The sequence below is a fragment of the Cupriavidus nantongensis genome (assembly GCF_041726985.1).
In the GTDB taxonomy this organism is placed as follows: Bacteria; Pseudomonadota; Gammaproteobacteria; order Burkholderiales; family Burkholderiaceae; genus Cupriavidus; species Cupriavidus nantongensis_A.
The window spans coordinates 214,500-232,586 of the sequence record NZ_CP168302.1 but is presented as its reverse complement, the minus strand read 5'-3'; the positions used below and the strand labels follow the sequence as shown (position 1 = coordinate 232,586).

The window sequence follows — 18,087 nt, the reverse complement described above, 5'->3', positions numbered from 1 at the left end:
AATGAGCGACAGCGAAAAGAACCTCGAGGCCACCCGCCGCAAGCTGGACGAGGCGCGCAAGCGCGGCGAGGTGCCGCGCAGCAGCGACGTCACCTCGGCGGTGGTGTTCCTCGGCGTACTCGCCGGCTTGTGGCTGCTGGGCCGATATTTCGTGCGGCTGTTCCAGGCCCTGTGGCACAGCGCCATGGGCAGCGTGCCGCAGCACCTGGCCGACCAGCAGATGCTGGTGCTGGGCGAGGCCGCGGCGCGCTTCCTGCTGATGGGGGTGCTGCCGATCGTCGGCCTGGCGCTGGTGTGCGGCATCGTCGGCGCGTTCCTGCAGGTGGGGCCGCTGGTGGCGTTCGAGCAGATCAAGCCTGACCTGGCGCGGCTGAACCCGGCCGAGGGCCTGAAGCGCATGTTCGCCGTGCGCAACCTGGTCAACCTGGCCAAGATCCTGGTCAAGATCCTGCTGCTGGCCGGGCTGGTCTACGTGCTGGCGCTGGGCGCGATCGAGGACGGCGTGCGCACCGGCTACGCGCGCCCCGCGGAAATCCTGCTGCTGGTCGCGTACATCATCCTGCGCATGTGCTGCTGGGCGGCGGTGATCTACCTGGTGATGGCGGTGGTGGACTACGTGCACGAGCGCTACCAGTTCATGAAGCGCCAGCGCATGAGCGTCGACGAGTACCGCCGCGAATACAAGGAGACCCAGGGCGACCCGATCATGGCCGGGCGCCGCCGCGCCGCGTTCTTCGAGGCCGCGTTCTTCGGCGTCAGCGAGCGGGTGCGGGTGTCGACCGCGGTGGTGTATTCCACCCAGTACGCGGTGGCGCTGCGCTACGACGGCCCCGGCACGCTGCCACGGGTGGTGGCCAAGGGCAGCGGCCAGGTGGCGGCACGCATCCGCCAGGCCGCGGCGGACTACCTGGTGCCGTCGGCCTTCGATTCGGACCTGGCGCAGCGGCTGTACCTGAACGTGCCGCTGGACCGGTTTATCGACCGGACCTTGTTCGAACGGGTGGCGGAGTTGATGCGGTGGGCGAAGGGGGAGTGAGGCTGGTCGGAATGCGCACCGCTGCGGGTTTTCTCCCCTCTCCCGCTTGCGGGAGAGGGGTTGGGGGAGAGGGCGGGCGCTGGCAATATCGATGGCCTTACTTCGTCGAGGCTCCGGCCCTCTCCCCAACCCTCTCCCGCAAGCGGGAGAGGGAGTACACAAGCGGGAGTTTGACGGTCTGAGGCTAACGCCAAGGCCATCAAACTAAGCCGCAATCACCCCCGCCGCATCCTTCTCCCTGTCCACCGACAGCGGTGCCCCCGGCGGCCGCAGCAATGTCGCCGCGCTGGCCAGCTGCACGCGGTTGCGCACGCCGAAGTGGCTGCGCAGCCGGCGCATGTGGTAGTCGACGTTGAAGATCGACATGTCCATGCGCCGCGCGATCTCCTTATCCGACAGTCCTTGCGCCAGGCAGGCCAGGATATCGCGCTGCACATCGGACAGCCCTTCGCGATGGCGGCCGGCAAATGCCGGGATCTCGACGTGGCAGGTCAGGAACTCATGCAGCGCCAGTCCCATCGCCAGCGCCTGGCCGACCACGGAATCGCCGATCCAGCGCCGGCTTTCGATGCCAGACATAAAGCTGATCAGCACGAACTCGCTGTTGCCCGGCATCGGCAGGTTGAGGAAGATGCCGCTGCGCACGCCGGCGTCGCGCAGGTCTTCCAGGAAGCGGCGGCGGCGCAGGGGCGGCACATTGCCCAGCGGCGTTTGCGCCAGGTCGTCGGCATCCCACACGGTGGGCAGGCAGAAGGTGCCCGGCTGCGGGGTGCGCGGATCGATCTCGTAGTAGCGCTCGCGGAAATAGCGCTCGCGCCAGCCCGGCGGGGAATAGCTTTCAAAGAAGGTGCGCGGCTGCAACTGGCCGCCGACATGGCCGGCGGTGGCGTAGCCCAGCCAGTCGAAGCCGATGGCGCGGATGGCGGACTGCATCACGGCGCTGCGGCCTTCGTGCGTCGGCTCGGCCTGCAGCGCGGTCACCAGGCCGGGGGTGGCGCCGTGGCGCACGCGCTGCCTGACCGGCACCAGGTGGCGCTCGCCGAATACCTTGATGCCGTTGTTGGCCACCAGTGCCGGGGCGCTGCCAGGCGCGGTGGCCGGGCGGGCCGTGGGGCGTGCGGTGGTTGCTGCGGTGCCATGCCCGGACGCCCCCGCGTCACGGTACGGCACGACTTCCACATCTTTGATCATGTAGGCCTCCGACAACGAGTCTTGGCGTGCGACCACGGCCTTGTGAGCCCGTCCACGCGCGCAAATGGGGCTGGCCTGCGCGGCGGCACTGCGGGGCGCGGCGCTTCGTGCCGGTCGTGGCGGTCCGCCGGATGCTGCACGGAGCCTGGCCATCGCCAGCGCGTATCGCGGCTGCGCTGCATTGCCGTCGAGCTGGCAAGCCCGACATACTGCTGACCCGATTCCCGTCGGAAGAAAACTGGGCAGACTCCGCATGGGCCTGCCGTGATTGTTGTTGTGGTGTGCGCGCGCCGCGGCGCCTGGCCGCGGCGGTGTCATGTTGCGCCTTACGCTTCCAGTGCCTTGCCGCGCGTTTCCGGCAACGTCAGTGCGGCCAGGATCAGCACGCCATACGCGGCCGCGGCGAAGATGCCGATGGCGTGGCCCAGCGACATCTGCTGGCTGACATGGCCGATCAGGAACGGGAAGAACGCGCCGATGGCACGGCCCACGTTGTAGCAGAAGCCCTGGCCGGAGCCGCGCACGCTGGTCGGGAACAGCTCGGTCAGGAACGCGCCCATGCCGGCGAAGATGCCCGAGGCGAAGAAGCCCAGCGGAAAGCCCAGCAGCAGCATCACGGTGTCGTTGACGGGGATGTGCGTGTAGGCCAGCGCGATCGTCATCGAGCCCAGCGCGAACAGGATGAAGTTGCGCTTGCGGCCGATGCGGTCGGTCAGGTAGGCGCTGGTGACATAGCCGATATAGGAGCCGACGATCACCATCGCCAGGTAGCCGCCGGTGCCCAGCACGGTCAGGCCGCGCTCGGTCTTGAGGAAGGTCGGCAGCCAGGTGGTGATGGCGTAGTAGCCGCCCTGCGCGCCGGTGGTCAGCAGCGCCGCGCGCAGCGTGATGCTGAGCAGGCGCGGCGAGAAGATCGCGGCGAACGAGGTTTTCTCGCTGGCCTGGGCTTCGCGTGCCTTGTGCTCGGTATAGACCTCGGGCTCCTTGACCAGGCGGCGCAGCACGATCACGAACACCGCCGGCAGCAGCCCGATCAGGAACAGCACGCGCCATGCGGTTTCGGCCGGCAGCAGCGAGAACACCAGCGCATAGAGCAGCGCCGCCATGCCCCAGCCCACGGCCCAGCCGGCCTGCACCATGCCCACCGCCTTGCCGCGGTCTTGCGCGCGGATGGCTTCGCCGATCAGCACCGCGCCGGCGGTCCATTCGCCGCCGAAGCCGAAGCCCATCAGCGCGCGCGCCACCAGCAGCTGTTCATAGCTCTGCGCCAGCCCGCACAGGAAGGTGAAGAAGGCGAACCACAGGATGGTCAGCTGCAGCGTGCGCACCCGCCCGATGCGGTCGGACAGGATGCCGGCGACCCAGCCGCCCGCGGCGGAAGTCAGCAGCGTGGCGGTGCCGATAAAGCCTGCGTCGGCGCGGCTGATGCCCCAGGTGGCGATCAGCGTGGGGATGACGAAGCTCAGGAACTGCGTGTCCATCGCGTCGAGCGCATAGCCGACCTTGCAGCTCCAGAAGGTGCGGCGCTCATTGGCGGTGATGTCGCGGTACCAGGAGAAAAAGCCGCGCGACGGTGCTGCCTCGGCGCTGGCGGGCGATGATGGCTGGGGGCTCTGGATACTGCCGATCTGCGTTTCCATGCATTCCTCTCGTGCGATGTCTGGCTCGGCCCTGGCAGCGCGCGTGGTACGCGGCGCTTGCCTTGATGTCCCGGCATGCGTTGCCGGCTACCGCTGGCGCGTTTCGGTTGCGTCTATCGTTGGCGCGGCGGTGCGCGGTTGCAGCGCCTCCTGCGGTGCGCCCGCTGACTGCATTCTTGAAAGGCACGGCAGTCCGCGTCCAACTAGTTTTTCGGGCGGCAGCCGATAAGAAAAATTGATTCCTGTGCTGAACGCCCGTCAATGCGCGGCTGGCGCCGGCCTGGCCCGTGGCGCCATCGCCACGGCCCGCGGGTTTTCCCCGATGCCGCGGCGGCGCGCGCGGGCCGGACCCGCGAGGGCATAAGCATACGGCGCGCCAGCGCATGCGGGTTGGCCATGGGCCTACGGAAACCCGTAGGCCAGGATCGCAAGCGCGGCCGCTACGAGCCTTCGGTAATGGCACGCAGCGCCGCGCTCGGCTAGGCTTGCACCCATTGCCCCGACCGTGCGCGTACCGCCTTGCCTATGTCAATTCTCGCCCGCCTGACCCTGCCCACGCTCCGGCTCGCCGTGCCTGCGCTGCTGCTGGCGTGGCAGGCGCCGGCGCACGCGCAGCTGATCCCCGTGGAGCGCTCGGTCGAGGTGCTGGCCGATCCGGCGCGGGTCTGGCAGCTGGCCGGCGGCTACTGCGCAGTGCCGCACTGGGACACCGTCTACAAGGACTGCCGCGTGGTGCTGGGCAGCGGCAGCCCGGGCACGGTACGCCGCATGGCCCACAAGGCCGGTGGCTTGCCGGCGGTCGACGTGCTGACCGACAAGGGGCCATTCTCCTACAGCTACCGCAAGCTCTCCAGCCATACGCGCGGGCGGCTGCAGGCCGCACCGGGGCAGGGCGTGGGCACCACGCGCGTGACCTGGCAGATGTGGCTGGACCCGTCGGCCGTGCCCGACGGCGCGCGCGCCGAGTACCCGGCGGCGCTGGGCGACGACATGCTGGCCGCGCTGCAGCGCATGAAGGCGCAGGCCGAAGCGGCCCAGCATGAGGCTGAAGAGGACGCCGCGCGCGGCCCGGCACTGATCCCGCCGCGCCAGCCGCCGACGCCGTCGCAGCCATCGCCGCTGGGGGCATGAGCGCTGCGCGCGGGCCATGCTTCGCGGCGTGCCGGCCATGCTGCGCGGCAGCATGGCACGCTCCCGAGCACCGCTGTCAAACGCTTGTTTGCCACCGTGTCATCGCGTAGATTCGGTGGCTCGGCTCCTGTCCTGATGCGCCGCCGCAGCGACCGTCCCTTGCGACCGACCCGCACCCATCGCCCATGAACCTGCGCTTTCTCGAAACCTTTGTCTGGGTGGCCCGCCTGCGCAGCTTCCGGCTGACCGCGGAGAAGCTGTTCAGCACGCAGGCCTCGATCTCCAGCCGCATCGCGGTGCTGGAAGAAGACCTGGGGGTCAAGCTGTTCCTGCGCGATTCGCGCGGCGTCACGCTGACGCCGGAGGGACAGCGCGTGCTGGAGTATGCCGAGAAAATGGTGAACACCATGCACCATATGCGGCAGTCGCTGGATCGTTCGCGCGCCATCGCGGGGCGCGTGCGCATCGGCGCAATGGACTCGGTGATCCATACCTGGCTCTCCACCGTGGTCAAGCGCGCGATGCAGGCCTACCCGGCGCTGGAGATCGAACTGACCGCCGATGCCGCGCTCAACCTGTGCGACCAGCTGCAGAAGGGCTATCTCGACGTGATCTTCCAGACCGACCTGCTGCGGCTGGAAACGGTGCGCAACGTCGAACTGGCGCGCTACCCGATCCGCTGGATCGTCGCCACCGGCTCCGCTTGTGACCGGCCTTATGCCTCGCTCGATGAGCTGGCCGCCGAGCGCGTCATCACCTTCGTCAAGAACTCGCGCCCGCACCAGGACATCCTGAGCCTGTTCCACCTGAACGGGGTGGCCTCGCCGCGCATCAACTGCGTGAACTCGGTGGCGGCGATGACACGGCTGATCGGCGACGGCTTCGGCATCGGCGCGGTGCCGCCGGCCCTGGTGCGCAAGGAGCTGGCCGACGGCACGCTGTCGGTGGTCGACGTGGAGAACCATCCGCCCGCGCTCGATATCGTCGCCTCGTGGCGCATCGGTGCGGGGCTGGAGGTCAACGAGTCGATCGTGGGGCTGGCCACCAGTGTGGTGGCGGAGTTCTGCGCCGAGGTCGGCGAGGACATGGCGGTGCCGGTGCAGGCGCCGGCGGCCGCGCCCCACGCGGGCTCGTAGTCATCGGATTCCTTTATCGCGCTCGATCCGAAAGATTTGTTGGACGCAGGCGCCGGCGGGCACCCAGAATCGGCAGGTCAACCCGACTTTTCGCGCCGCCCGGCGCCCGCCTGCCGACATGAACCAGCCGCTCCAGCACGCCGCCTCGCTCCTGCCCGAAGACCCCGCCGCACTGCGCCAGCTGATCCGCGAAGGCCGCTACCACGGCCATACCAGCGGCCTGGCGCGTGGCCACGTGCAGGCCAATATCGTGATCCTGACGCGCGACTGGGCCTATGACTTCCTGCAGTTCTGCGCGCTTAACCGCAAGGCCTGCCCGCTGATCGACGTGACCGACCCGGGCGACCCGGTGTTCCGCAACCTCGGGCGCGATGTCGATATCCGCACCGACGTGCCGATGTACCGGGTCTACCGCAACGGCAACGCCTACCACGAGACCACCGGCATCACCGAGCTGTGGCGCGACGACTTCGTCGCCTTTGCCATCGGCTGCTCGTTCTCGTTCGAGCAGGCGCTGCTGGCGGCCAATGTGCCGCTCAAGCACATCAACCTGGGCCGGAACGTAGCTATGTACCGCACCGCAATCGAGACCCGTCCGGCCGGCCGGCTGTCGGGCAAGCTGGTGGTGTCCATGCGCCCGCTCAAGGCCGCCGACGCGATCCTGGCCACCGAGATCACCGCGCGCTATCCCGACGTGCACGGCGCGCCGGTGCATATCGGCGACCCGCGGCTGATCGGCATCGAGGATATCGAATCGCCCGACTACGGCGACGCGGTGCCGCTCGACGCCGATGAAATCCCGGTGTTCTGGGCCTGCGGCGTCACGCCCCAGGCGGTGATCCGCGAGGCGCGGCCCGAGATCTGCATCACCCATGCGCCGGGCTGCATGCTGGTGACCGACCTCGACAACAACCGGCTGTAACCACCAATGCCGTTCAGTTTGCGACTGTCGTTCCCGCGAAGGCGGGAACCCAGTGACTTTATCCCCGAAGGGAACGTTAAAGACGCTGGATTCCCGCCTTCGCGGGAATGACGGTAGTGATTGATCCCTTAACTCAATGGCATTTGGCTGTAGCCATCGGTTCCCGCGGGCCTACGAATTCCCATAGTTGGCCTGCGCCGCAGACGCGCGCAGAATCGGCGCGCATGATGCCCGCGGCTTGCCCGCTGCTGGCGCGTGGCCCCGGCCGCGCGCCAGGGCATCGGCAACCGTCTGACCTGCCGGCACGCGCCGGCGTCGCCAGGAGACTTGCGTCATGCTGGATTTCATGGATGCCATCCGGGCTGCCGCGCGCGCGGCCGCCGAGGCCGCGGCCCGCGCCGCCGCCGAAGCCGCGCGCGAGGCCGCCGAACGGGCCGCCCGCGAAGCCGCCGAACGCGCCCAGCGCGCGGCCGAGGCGCGCGAGACCCAGCGCCAGCAAGACACCCAGAACACGCAACAGGCGCAACAGTCGCAACAAACCCAGCAAAATCAGCAGGCCAGACCCGCGGACCAGCCCGACAAGCCGCAGGCGGTCGTGGCGACGCCGGCGCTCTATACCGCCAATGCCACCGGCGCGCAGTCTCCCAAGGCCATGCAGGTCGATGCGCCCGCGCCGGAAAAGCCCAAGACCGATCCCGCCGAGGAAGCACGCAAGAAGAAGGCAAACGATGCGAAGGCGCTGACCGATGGCTGGCAGCAGGAAGCGCAGGACGCCTATGACAAGGTCGTGGCCGATCTCGACGGCCGCGCCATGACCGACAAGCAGTGGCAGCCGCTGGGGCTGAAGTACGGCAACGTGATGGGCGGCGCGCAGAACGAGCTGCGCGTAGCCGCCAACAACGCCGCGGCCACCGGCGGGGATGTCAAGGCCGCGGTCGAGGCCAAGGCCGAGGAGATCCGCAAGCGCTATGACGATCCCAATGTCGCGCTGAATATCGAAGAGACCAAGACGCAGTTCCTGAAGAACGAAAACACGCAGCAGGCGCGCGACACCCAGGGCGCGCGCTTCGACGTGGTGCTGGCGCAGGACAAGGAGCAGCAGGCCAAAGACAAGGTCGACGAGGAACAGGCCGCCTACCTGAAGATTCCGGGCGGCATCCGGCGCTTCGAGCTCGAGGCCGACGACGAACTCGTCGCCGCGCGCGACGCGCATGAGCAGGCACAGCAGGAACGGGTAAAGGCCGAGGAGACCTTCCTCGCCACCATGCAGAAAGAGATCGACACGGTCGCGGCGAATGCCTACAAGCAGGATGCCGACCAGGCGCTGAAGGACCTGCGCAACGATCCGCACGACCGCACCATCTCGATGGCGGACCGCTCGTACGACCTGACCCTGGCCAACGGCAAGGTCAGCGACGCCGACGCGCAGCTGCAGGCGCTGGCGTCGGGCCAGGGCGTCAAGGTGCCGGACAGCTATCGCCAGCAGGCGGTGCAGGACCTGAAGGCGCGCTACGGCACCGAGGGCGGCATGGGCCAGCTGATCGACCGGGTCGACCTGCGCGGGCGCATCGCCGGCGAGATGGAGCACCTGACGCCGTCCACCGACTTCGAGCGCAAGCTGGCGCAGAACGACCCCACCACGCTGGCGATGGCGCAGGCGCAGGGGCTGACGCTGGATCCCCAGGCCAAGACCGATCCCAACTCCACCACGCCGCGCGACCTGCCGCAGGCCGAGCGCGCGCTGATGGAGCACAACCCGGCCGGCTACGTCATGTTCAAGGCGCTGGGCGCGGACGGCCTGGTGCCGGCCGCCGACCTGCCGGCGACCGATCCCGCCCGGATCGCCTACGACAAGGGCGTCGCCGAGAAAGGCCTGCTCGGCTACACCGTCGAGCAGCTCAAGGCGCGCAGCCAGGATCCCAAGCTCAGCCAGGCGGAGCGCGACCAGGCCGCCAGCGGCCTGAACCGGATGCTCGGCTTCATGGAGGGCTCGGTGCCGCTGCGGGTGGATGCCATGACCCGGGGCATCGCGCAGAAGCTGGACAGCGGCGACGTCACCGGCGCGCTGCAGATCCGCAAGGCCGGTGCCGATGCCGCGCAGACGCCCGAGGAGCGCCAGCTCTACGTCGACGTGCACAATGACCGCTTCAGCAGCGACCTGTTCAAGGCGCAGATCGAAGCGTCGATGGACCAGGACCTGAAGAACAAGACCCACGACGACGAGGGCCGGCCCATCATCGGCCAGGAGAAGATGTATGCCGACAAGGTGGGCGTGTACCTGCAGGAAGTGGCGCCGCACCTGATCGAGGAGGACGCCGGCACGCTGCTCGATACGGTGAAGACCGAGTACAGCAACGACTGGACCGGGCGCAACAACAGCCAGTCGCCCGGATACAACGACTGGGACGACTTCTACCATGGCCTGTCGGCGGTGGTCGATGCGGCCGATGCCGGGTATTACGCGCGCAACCCGCAGGCCAAGCCCGGCACGGCCCCGGCCGCGACCAGCACGGCCAGCTGGCTGACCGATCGCGACAACGAGGTCAGCATGCTGATGATGATGAACCAGGGCGGCTCGTCGCGCCAGGGACGCATCTACGGCGGCGCCCAGGACGCGGCCGCCAAGGGCCACATCGGGCTGTCGGCGGCGTTCGAGCAGTCGCTGAAGTCGAGCAAGGACGCGCCGGTGATGTCCGACGTCTACCTGCGCAATGCGGTGCAGCGCGGCAGCGAGGACTACGCCGGCACTGACGAAGCGAAGGAAGCCAACCAGCGCTTCGAGCTCGACAAGGACGAGATCCTGCGACAGACCTTCGACAGCCTGGCAATGCGCAAGGAAGAACTCAGCGCGAAGGCCTCGGACGAGAAGGGGCTGTCCGAGGCCCTCGCCCTGGGCGCGCCGCAGGGGGACGCCAACGCGATCCGCGAACAGATCGCCGCCGACGCCAAGTCCGGCACCACGGTCAAGGCGATCCCGATGTACGTGGCCGGTCCCGGCGGCGTGCCGTACCAGACCGCGGTGTTCGAGTTCGAGGGCAAGGACGGCAAGACCCTGTGGGTGGACGACCAGGGCTCGGTCTACGGCAAGGAAGATCTGGACGCTAAGCGCGACTTCCAGGAGAACAACCTGCTCTCCGACAAGGGCACGGTCTACTTTGCCGAGAACCTGGAGCTGGGCCGCGACGGCCATGTCGACTACGCCGCGATGGACGCGCATATCGTCACCGACAGCGAGAAGAGGTGGGGCTGGGTCAACCTGGGCGCGGCTGCCGTGGGTGCGCTCGCGGGCGGGGTGCTGGTGGTGGCCTCGGGCGGCGCGCTGACGCCGCTGGTGGCGACGGCGTGGGTCGGCATGGTCGGCAGCATGGGGTATGGCATCGGCACCTCGTGGGCCGAGCTCGACAACATTGCCGACCACGGCCGCTCGATCAACCCGTTCAACAGCCAGGAGGCGATGTCGCAATGGCTGAACGTCGCCGGCTCGCTGGCGGGCATGGGCGGCATGGGCCTGGCCAAGAGCGGCGCGCTGGCGATGAACGCCGGCACCCGGCTGGCCGGCAGCACCAACCCGCTGCGCCAGATGGCGGGCGGCATGCTGACCCACAGCGCCGGCCACTACGGCAGCGCCAGCCGTGTGCTCAATGGCGTGGGCTTCGGCATCGGTGGCGTGCAGACGCTGCAGCAGGCCGCCATGTTCGCCGAGCATGGCAGCGAGATGAGCGTGTCGGAGAAGCTGCAGAACGGCGCCATGCTGCTGATGGGCGCGACGCAGATGCTGCCGTTCGCCATGCAGAAGCGCATCGGCGAATCGGTGCGCGACGGCTACCAGGCGATGCGCGGCCGCGGCGTCGGCGCGGGTGATCCGGCCGGCGTTGGCAGCCCCGGGCGTGGCGTAGCCCCGGAAGCGCTGGCCGAGTACAGCGCGGGCCATGGCGTGCCGGCCGCGGCGCGGCCCACTACCCGCCGTGGCCCGGCCGGCCGCGACGCCGAGGGCCAGCCGCTCGCGCGCACCGATGCCGACGGCCAGTCCGGCCGCTCCGGCAAGCAGGCCGATGGCGAACCCGCCCCGGGCGCGGCCCGGCCCGCTACCCCCGGGCCCGGCAACGGCGCCAGGCCGGCCACCGACGGCGGCGCCCCCGCGGCGCACGGCCCGCCCGCGCCGCAGCGGCTGACGCCCTGGCAAGCCACCAAGCGCGGTGCGGCGGCCGCCTTCGACCTGGCGGTCACGCGCGGCACGATCCTGCAGGAACGGGTGATCCACGGCATGATGGACCGCGCCATGGACCGGGCCATGGCGCGCTACCGGAGCGAATCGGCCGCGCGCAACGCGTCGGGCGAGCGCGGCGGCAGCAGCCGCGCCGACGCGCCGGTGCCGGCCTCGCGCCGCCGCCCGACCAGCGCCCATGGCACGCCGGCGCTGGCGCGCGCGCCGCGCCACCCGGCAGGCGAGGGCGAGGCGGGGGCGCAACGCCGCACGGTCAGCCACGGCCCGGCGCTGGCCGCGCATGCCGACGGCCCGGATGCCGCCGCGCGGATGTCCCTGCGGCAGAACGCGATCTCGCCGCTGGACAATGTGCTGTGGATCGACGGCAGCATGGAGAACATCGGCGTGCCCTACGGCGCCGAGATGGCCGCGCGCGCGCTGGCGGACCTGGACTCGGTGATGATCGTCACCGGCCCGCTGACCGCCCACGGCCGCGCCGAGACCAACGGGCCGGTCGGGGCGGCGTCGCTGGGCGCCTACCTGGCCTCGCTGGGCAAGGACGTGGTCTATGTCACCGACCGCGCCCATGCGCGCACGCTGCGCAAGATGCTGCGCCAGGACCTGAACCAGCCCAATGCGCGCGTCGAGACCTTCTCGGCGCGCGACTTTGCCAGCGCCGGGCGCCAGTCGCGCGCGCTGCTGGCGATGCACAAGCCGGAGGCGGTGGTGGCGGTGGAAGTGGCCGGGCGCAACACCAACAACGAATACCGGCTGCAGAGCGGCGAGCGGGTGCGCGGCAATGCCATGCTCGACCAGTTGCTGATCGACGCCAACGACATCGCCGACATGGTCACCATTGCCGTTGGCGACCACGGCAACGAGGCCGGCATGCGCGCCGCGCGCGACCGCCTGCTGCGCGACATGGCGGTGACCCAGCAACTGGCCGACAGCTGGTCCGACGTGGGCGCCGACTACCTGGTGACGGGCATGAACTCCAACCTGGCGGCGCAGGCGATCGGCTTCGGCGTGCAGCGCGCGCTGGGCCGCGACAGCGGCATGCCCAGCGTGGAAACGGTGGGCGCGCTGCTCGACACCATGGCGCGCCACAAGGCGCGCGACGGCGTCACGCTGGAAGTCGGCGCCACCAGCGTGCGCGGCTACGACAAGACCGTGCAGAAGGGCGTCTACGAGCTGCTGCAGAAGGCTGCCGAGCGCCTGCCCGCGGGCCTGGACCTGACGCAGCTGTTCGAAGGCATCCAGCGGCGCTTCCTGCCCGAAGGAATCGACCCGGCGGACTTCGGCATCCGCGTGCAGGACGATGCGATCGTCATCACCGCCTTCGATTCCAGCAACGGCGGCCTGCTGGCCGCGCAGAACATCGCGCGCCATACCTATGCCATGACCGGCAAGGCGGTGCAGGTGGTGGCCTTTACCGACCATGCCGCCGGCACCTACGGCGGGCGCGAGCGCGGCGACCTGGTCAACCTGGTCCACGCCGGCGTGGTCGCGGCGCAGAAGGCCAAGGGCGCGGTGGACCTGTTTGCCTGCAATACCGCCTGCACGGCGTTTCCCGAGGCGCTGGCCGGCACCCACCAGGCCAAGGTGGTGAACCTGATCATGCAGACCGCGCCCAAGATCGTCACCGAGGGCGGCGCGCGCCCGGTGGTGGTGGCCACGCCCGGCACGGTCAAGCTGCACGCCTACCTGCAGGCGGTGAGCGAGGCCAGCGGCGGCAGCGTCACCGTCAAGGAGATCGGCGCGACCGAGTGGGCCGATGCGGTCAACAACCTGATGCACCTGGCCGACGGCCCGCAGCTGGAGCAGCTCAAGGGGCTGGTGGCCAAGTACATCAACGCCGAGCAGATCCCGGCCGACGCCACCTCGCTGTGGTTCTGCTGCACCCACTATCCCGCGCTGGAGACGCTGGTGCGCCAGCAGCTCGATGCCATCGGCCGCAGCGACGTCAAATTGATCGACCCGATGCAGTACCAGGCGCGCAAGGGCGTGGAGATGCTGGTCGACCAGGGCCTGATCGACCGCAGCGCGCTGCGCGAGCAGCCGCTGGACCCGTCGGCCGTGCCCGACGACAAGACCTTGCCGACCATCGTCTTCACCACCGGCCAGCCGTCGCGGGTGTCCGGCCTGGCGCACGCGATGGGACGGCGCCCCGATATCCGCGTGTTCAAGACCGCCTTCGGCGAGGCCGCTGACGTGTCGCCGGCGCTGGCGCTGGTCGACGGCGGGCGCCACCTGTCGCCGGTCGACCGCATCAGCTTCAACTACATCGGCCGCGGCCTGCGCGAGTTCTACATGCCGGGCGGCGCCGAGCGCGCGGCGGCGTCGCTGGAAGACGCCAGCAATGTGATGCTGGTGACCGGCTTCTCGGTGGCCAAGGACATGCCGGAAACCGACGGCCCCCCGGGCACCGCGGAACTGGGGCGCGCGCTGCGGCTGCGCGGCAAGCAGGTGACCTACGTGGTGGATTCGGCCAACCGGCCGATCCTGGAAGGCATCCTGCGCGAAATGGGCGAGCCGCTCGACAATATCCGCGTGTTCGATGCCCCGGTGGACCGCGCCGCAGAACCGGCGCGCGCGCTGTTGCGCGAGGTCGGCCCGGACCGGGTGATGGCGATCGAGCTGCCGTCGCGCAGTGCGCGCGGCACCAAGCACAATATGCGCGGCATCGGCATCGACGACTTCAACCCGGCGCTGGACCAGATCGTGCTGGAAGCCAATGCCATCGACGGCATCGAGACCCTGGGCGTCGGCGACGGCGGCAACGAGGCCGGCATGGGCGGCGTGGGCGGGCTGATCCCGCGCGCGCTCGACGGCAGCGATATCGCCGCGGTGGTGCCGGTGGACCATGTGGTCACCGCCAGCGTGTCGAACTGGGGCGCGTATGCGGTGTCGGCGCTGCTGCTGCGCCGGGGCAATATGCCGGAACGCTTCCAGAGCCCCGAGGAACTGGGCCGCGTGCTGCAGGCCGCGGCCGATGCCGGCGCCGTCGACGGCGTCTCGCGCGAGCGGGTGGCAACGGTGGATGGCTTTTCGACCGAGGTGCACCAGGCGGTGATCACGCTGTACGGACGCGCCGCCGCCGGCGGCGAGCCGCGCGGGCCGGGTGCCGCGCGCGCACCGCTGCCGGGCGGGCCGGCGCTGGCGCGCACGCCGCTGGCGGACGCCGCCGAAGCGGTGGTCGCGCACGGCGGACAGCTGCCGCGCAAGGCCGCTTCCGCAAGCCGCGCCGACGACGCGGGCAGCCAGCCGGCGGCGATGCCCGCGGCGCGGCCGGAGATTCGCGACGGCAGCTGGTCGGTGCGCGACGGCGCGCCGAGCCGCGCCGCGATCGAGGCCACCGTCGACGGCATCCATGCCTCCGGCGGGCGCCTGGCCGGCGTGCACTACGTGGTGACCCATGGCGATGGGCTGTCGGTGCCGCTGCGCGCGGGGCTGCCGGAAGCGTCGTTCCTGTCGCTGCAGCAGGCCATGCGCGACTTGGGCCCGGCGCTGCAGGCGGGTGGCAACTTCCGCATCGCCATCGTGTCGCAGCGGGAGGCAGCGCGGCACGGGGCGGTCGACGCGCGCAGCGTGATCGGCACCGTGCCGCTGTCGCTGCGCGGGCACAAGCCGCACGCGGAAGGCTTTGCGCTCAATCCGGATTACCACGGCGAGATCCGCGCCGCGCTGCCCGACGACTTCCGTGCCGGCCAGCCGCTGGTGCGCCAGCAGGACGGCCGCCGCATCGACGTGCTGGCCCAGCTGGAGCAGTTTCCGCGCGGGCGCGCGGACCTGGACCTGGCGCAGCAGGCCGGGCAGAAGACCTTTGGCGACGAGGCGGTGGCAGTGTCGGTGCCGCAGATTCCCGGGCATTTCACCGTGCGCGCCGAGGGCCTGTTCGGCGGCATCGTGATGCGGGCCGGCGGCCGCGACGATGGCGCGCAGCCGTTGCTCGATGCGCCGGCGGTGATCGACCGCATCCGCGCGCATCCGGACTACCAGGAAGGCATGCCGGTGGTGCTGTACGGCTGCTATGGCCAGGACGGGGCGGTGTCGCTGGTGCAGGAACTGGCCACCGGGCTGAACGCGCGCGTCTACGGCGCCGACGGGCGGCTGGACGTCGACGCGTTCCGCGCGCCCGGCAGCGATCTGGCCCATGGCGCGCGCCTGCGCGTGGCCGCCGATCCCGCCACCATGGCGGCTTCCGGCGCGCCGGTACATGTGCAGGACGGCGGCCGCTTCCACGGCGCCATGCCGGCGCTGCCGCTGGTGGCGGTCACCCACCGCGGCAACCCGGTGCGCCAGCATGGCGCGCGCGCCGCGGGCGATCCGGTGCCGGCCAGCTGGGGGCAGACGCCGGACCGCTGGGCCGAACTGGCACTGGGCGAGCCGGCGGTGCGCGTCAACGCGCCCAGGGACCACCTGGTGGTGGTTGGCGCCGTGCGCCCGGAGGGTGGCCTGCGCGGCGAGGCGAGCGAAGGCATCGGCGCCCACGAGCTCGCCCTCCAGCTTGCGCACGACTGGGAGCCCGGCCAGCCCATCGTGCTGGCGCTGGACGGCGCGCATGCGCCGCAGGGCCGCATGCTGGCGCAGCAGGTGGCCGACGTGATGGGCACCGAGGTGCTGGTGCCGGAGTTCGCGCTGCGCCGCGGCGCCTACCCGCAGGATCCAGCCAGGAGCCAGATCGACCTGGCGCAGCCGGGCCGCTGGCGCCGCCTGTCGCCACAGCCCGATCCCTACGCCGGCCACAGCTTCAAGATCGACCACCACGGCAACGTGTTCCTGCGCCGGCCCGATGGCACCCGCGAACGGGTGCAGCTGGAGACCTACCTGGGCCCGCGGCTGGGCAGCGGCGGCGCCAAGACCGTGTTCGCGCTGGGCCAGGACCTGGCGGTCGGCATTGCCAACGAGGCCTGGCTGGGCGACATGGTGCACGGCGAGCGCGCCGCCATGGCCGAGGCCGCCGGCACGCACGGGCTCCAGACCGTGCGCAGCTTCGGGCCGGCGTCGTTCGAGGCGTTCGGGCGCCCGGCCATCGGCTATGAACGCTACGCGGCCAGCACCAAGGACCTGTTCGACGCCGCCGGGCAGTTGCGGCCCGAACATGCCGCGCTGCTCAACGACCACTCGGCGCGCGATATCGCCGCGCTGGCCGACACCATGAAGACGCGCAGCCTGCACCTGGGCGACGTGGAGTTCGCGCTGTTCCCGGACGGCGCGGTCAAGGTGGCCGACCTGACCCATGTCGAGACCGGATCGGACGCGTCCCAAGGGAGCGCGGTGTACCGCATGCTGGACGCGATGCAGGATGCGGCGCGCACCAGGGGGAACGACGCCATTCAGGGCCGCGAGGGCGGTGAGGGTGGGGTGGTGCGCGCCACCATCTCGCATGGCCCGGCTGGAAACACACCGCCGCCCGGCAGCAATGGCCCGCGTCCATGGAAGGTCCGCACCGCGCTGGCGGTGTCGGCGGCCGGCACCTTCGCCGCCGCCTCGGGCGCCGCGGCGATCTCGGCGCAGACCGGTGCCAACCTTGTGCTGACCAGCGCCAGCTGCTTCATCTACCGCGGCAGCGTGGCAATGGGGCGCACCGTGCATGCCAACAAGGTGATCCGGCGCGCCGGCACGCACACGCCCGCCGATATCGCCTGGCTGCGCCGCACACTGACCGAGAAACCCGGCACCACGGTGTGGGGCATCAACGAAGCGAACCAGCAGAAGTTTGCCAGGGCGCTCGACCAGCTCGACGCCTACGCCCACCATGCCGACAAGAAAGACCTGCCCGAGGCCGCGGACAAGATCCGCGAGGCGCAGGCGGTGATCGGCACTGTCGGCGCCTCACTGCTGACGCCCGATACCCGCGCCGGGCAGGTCAACGACGCGCTGCAGCTGACCACGCTGGCGATCAACAACGGCAACACCATGCTGTGGTTCGGCGAGCACGGCGTGACCCAGATCGGCGAGCCGCTGACCTACAGCAACGCGGTGTTCCTGGCCGCCAATTCGGTGCTGAGCACAGTCAATTTTGCCGCCCGCGCGGGCTATCACACCGGCCTGGCGCAGCCCGCGCTGCTGGGCGCGCGGCTGCGCAAGTTCGTGATGAACGCGTATTCAGTCGGCGCGGTGCCGCTGGCCGTGGCCGACATGATGCACACCGGCGGCGTGGTCGGCGCGATCGAGGCGGGCAGCCTGGCGGTGTTCGGCATCGGCGCGCACCTGCAGTCGCGCAACGAGCAGAAGCTGATCAATGCCGAGAAAAACCGGCTGGCAAAGGCCGCCGACCCCGACGCCGTGGACAAGCCGGTCACGCCATGGCTGGCGCAGAAATGGGATTTCTTCGGCCGTGCCATGCCCAAGGGGCTGGTGCTATTGGGCGGCGGCGTGATCGTCAACTTCGGCGCCAAGATTCTGGTGGAGCTGCTCAAGGACGAAGACAAGGGCGCGCCGCGGCCGACGCCGACGCCGACGCCCAGTGGCGGCCCGTCGACCCCGCCGGCGCCGCCGAAGGAGCCACCGAAAGAAACCCCGGCCGAACCGCCCACCGAGACCCCGAGGGAGCGCCCCGCATCCGGCTCGGTACGCGTGCAGCCTTACAGCCCGGACAACGTCGCCGATTCCACCCTATGGGGCATCGCCGGCGCGCATCTCGACACGCTGCTGTCCGACGGCCAGAAGGCCGAGGCGCAGGCCCAGGCGATGACGCCGGACCAGCTGGTGGCAAACTTCGCGCTGCGCGAACTGATCAACCTGAACCCGCGCTATCGGCTGGCCGACAACCCCGACCACCTGGAGCCAGGCTGGGAGCTCGACGTGACGCGATAGGGCAGCGG

At 70.3% G+C, this 18,087-nt stretch carries 7 protein-coding genes; 5 read left to right on the top strand and 2 right to left on the bottom strand.

Annotated features, from left to right (window positions below; all coding sequences use genetic code 11):
- Position 1: 1 nt before the first annotated feature.
- Positions 2-1,036 (top strand): EscU/YscU/HrcU family type III secretion system export apparatus switch protein, encoded by a 1,035-nt coding sequence (locus tag ACEI37_RS00855; protein WP_373376883.1) that lies wholly within the window; start codon positions 2-4, stop codon positions 1,034-1,036.
- 204 nt (positions 1,037-1,240) lie between these two features.
- Here ACEI37_RS00855 and ACEI37_RS00850 read toward each other — a convergent pair whose 3' ends face one another.
- Both ACEI37_RS00850 and ACEI37_RS00845 read right to left on the bottom strand, forming a co-directional pair.
- On the bottom strand, positions 1,241-2,227 hold the full coding sequence (locus tag ACEI37_RS00850; protein WP_373376882.1) for an autoinducer binding domain-containing protein: 987 nt from the start codon (positions 2,225-2,227) through the stop codon (positions 1,241-1,243).
- Positions 2,228-2,553: 326 nt separating this feature from the next.
- The gene (locus tag ACEI37_RS00845; protein WP_373377693.1) at positions 2,554-3,846 is read right to left on the bottom strand and encodes an MFS transporter; all 1,293 of its coding nucleotides are present in this window, start codon (positions 3,844-3,846) and stop codon (positions 2,554-2,556) included.
- Positions 3,847-4,392: 546 nt separating this feature from the next.
- On the opposite strand from ACEI37_RS00845, the gene ACEI37_RS00840 reads away from it, so the two are divergent.
- From ACEI37_RS00840 to ACEI37_RS00825, 4 genes are all read left to right on the top strand, one after another.
- Positions 4,393-4,998, top strand: coding sequence for an SRPBCC family protein (locus tag ACEI37_RS00840; RefSeq protein ID WP_373376881.1), 606 nt, complete (start codon positions 4,393-4,395; stop codon positions 4,996-4,998).
- 185 nt (positions 4,999-5,183) lie between these two features.
- Positions 5,184-6,134 carry a LysR family transcriptional regulator gene (locus tag ACEI37_RS00835; protein ID WP_373376880.1) on the top strand — a complete coding sequence of 317 codons (951 nt, stop codon included), beginning with the start codon at positions 5,184-5,186 and terminating at the stop codon, positions 6,132-6,134.
- A gap of 118 nt (positions 6,135-6,252) precedes the next feature.
- A complete protein-coding gene (locus tag ACEI37_RS00830; protein ID WP_373376879.1) occupies positions 6,253-7,056 on the top strand; it encodes a putative hydro-lyase in 804 nt (267 codons plus the stop codon).
- Positions 7,057-7,390: 334 nt separating this feature from the next.
- Positions 7,391-18,079 carry an LWXIA domain-containing protein gene (locus ACEI37_RS00825; RefSeq protein ID WP_373376878.1) on the top strand — a complete coding sequence of 3,563 codons (10,689 nt, stop codon included), beginning with the start codon at positions 7,391-7,393 and terminating at the stop codon, positions 18,077-18,079.
- Positions 18,080-18,087 lie beyond the last annotated feature (8 nt).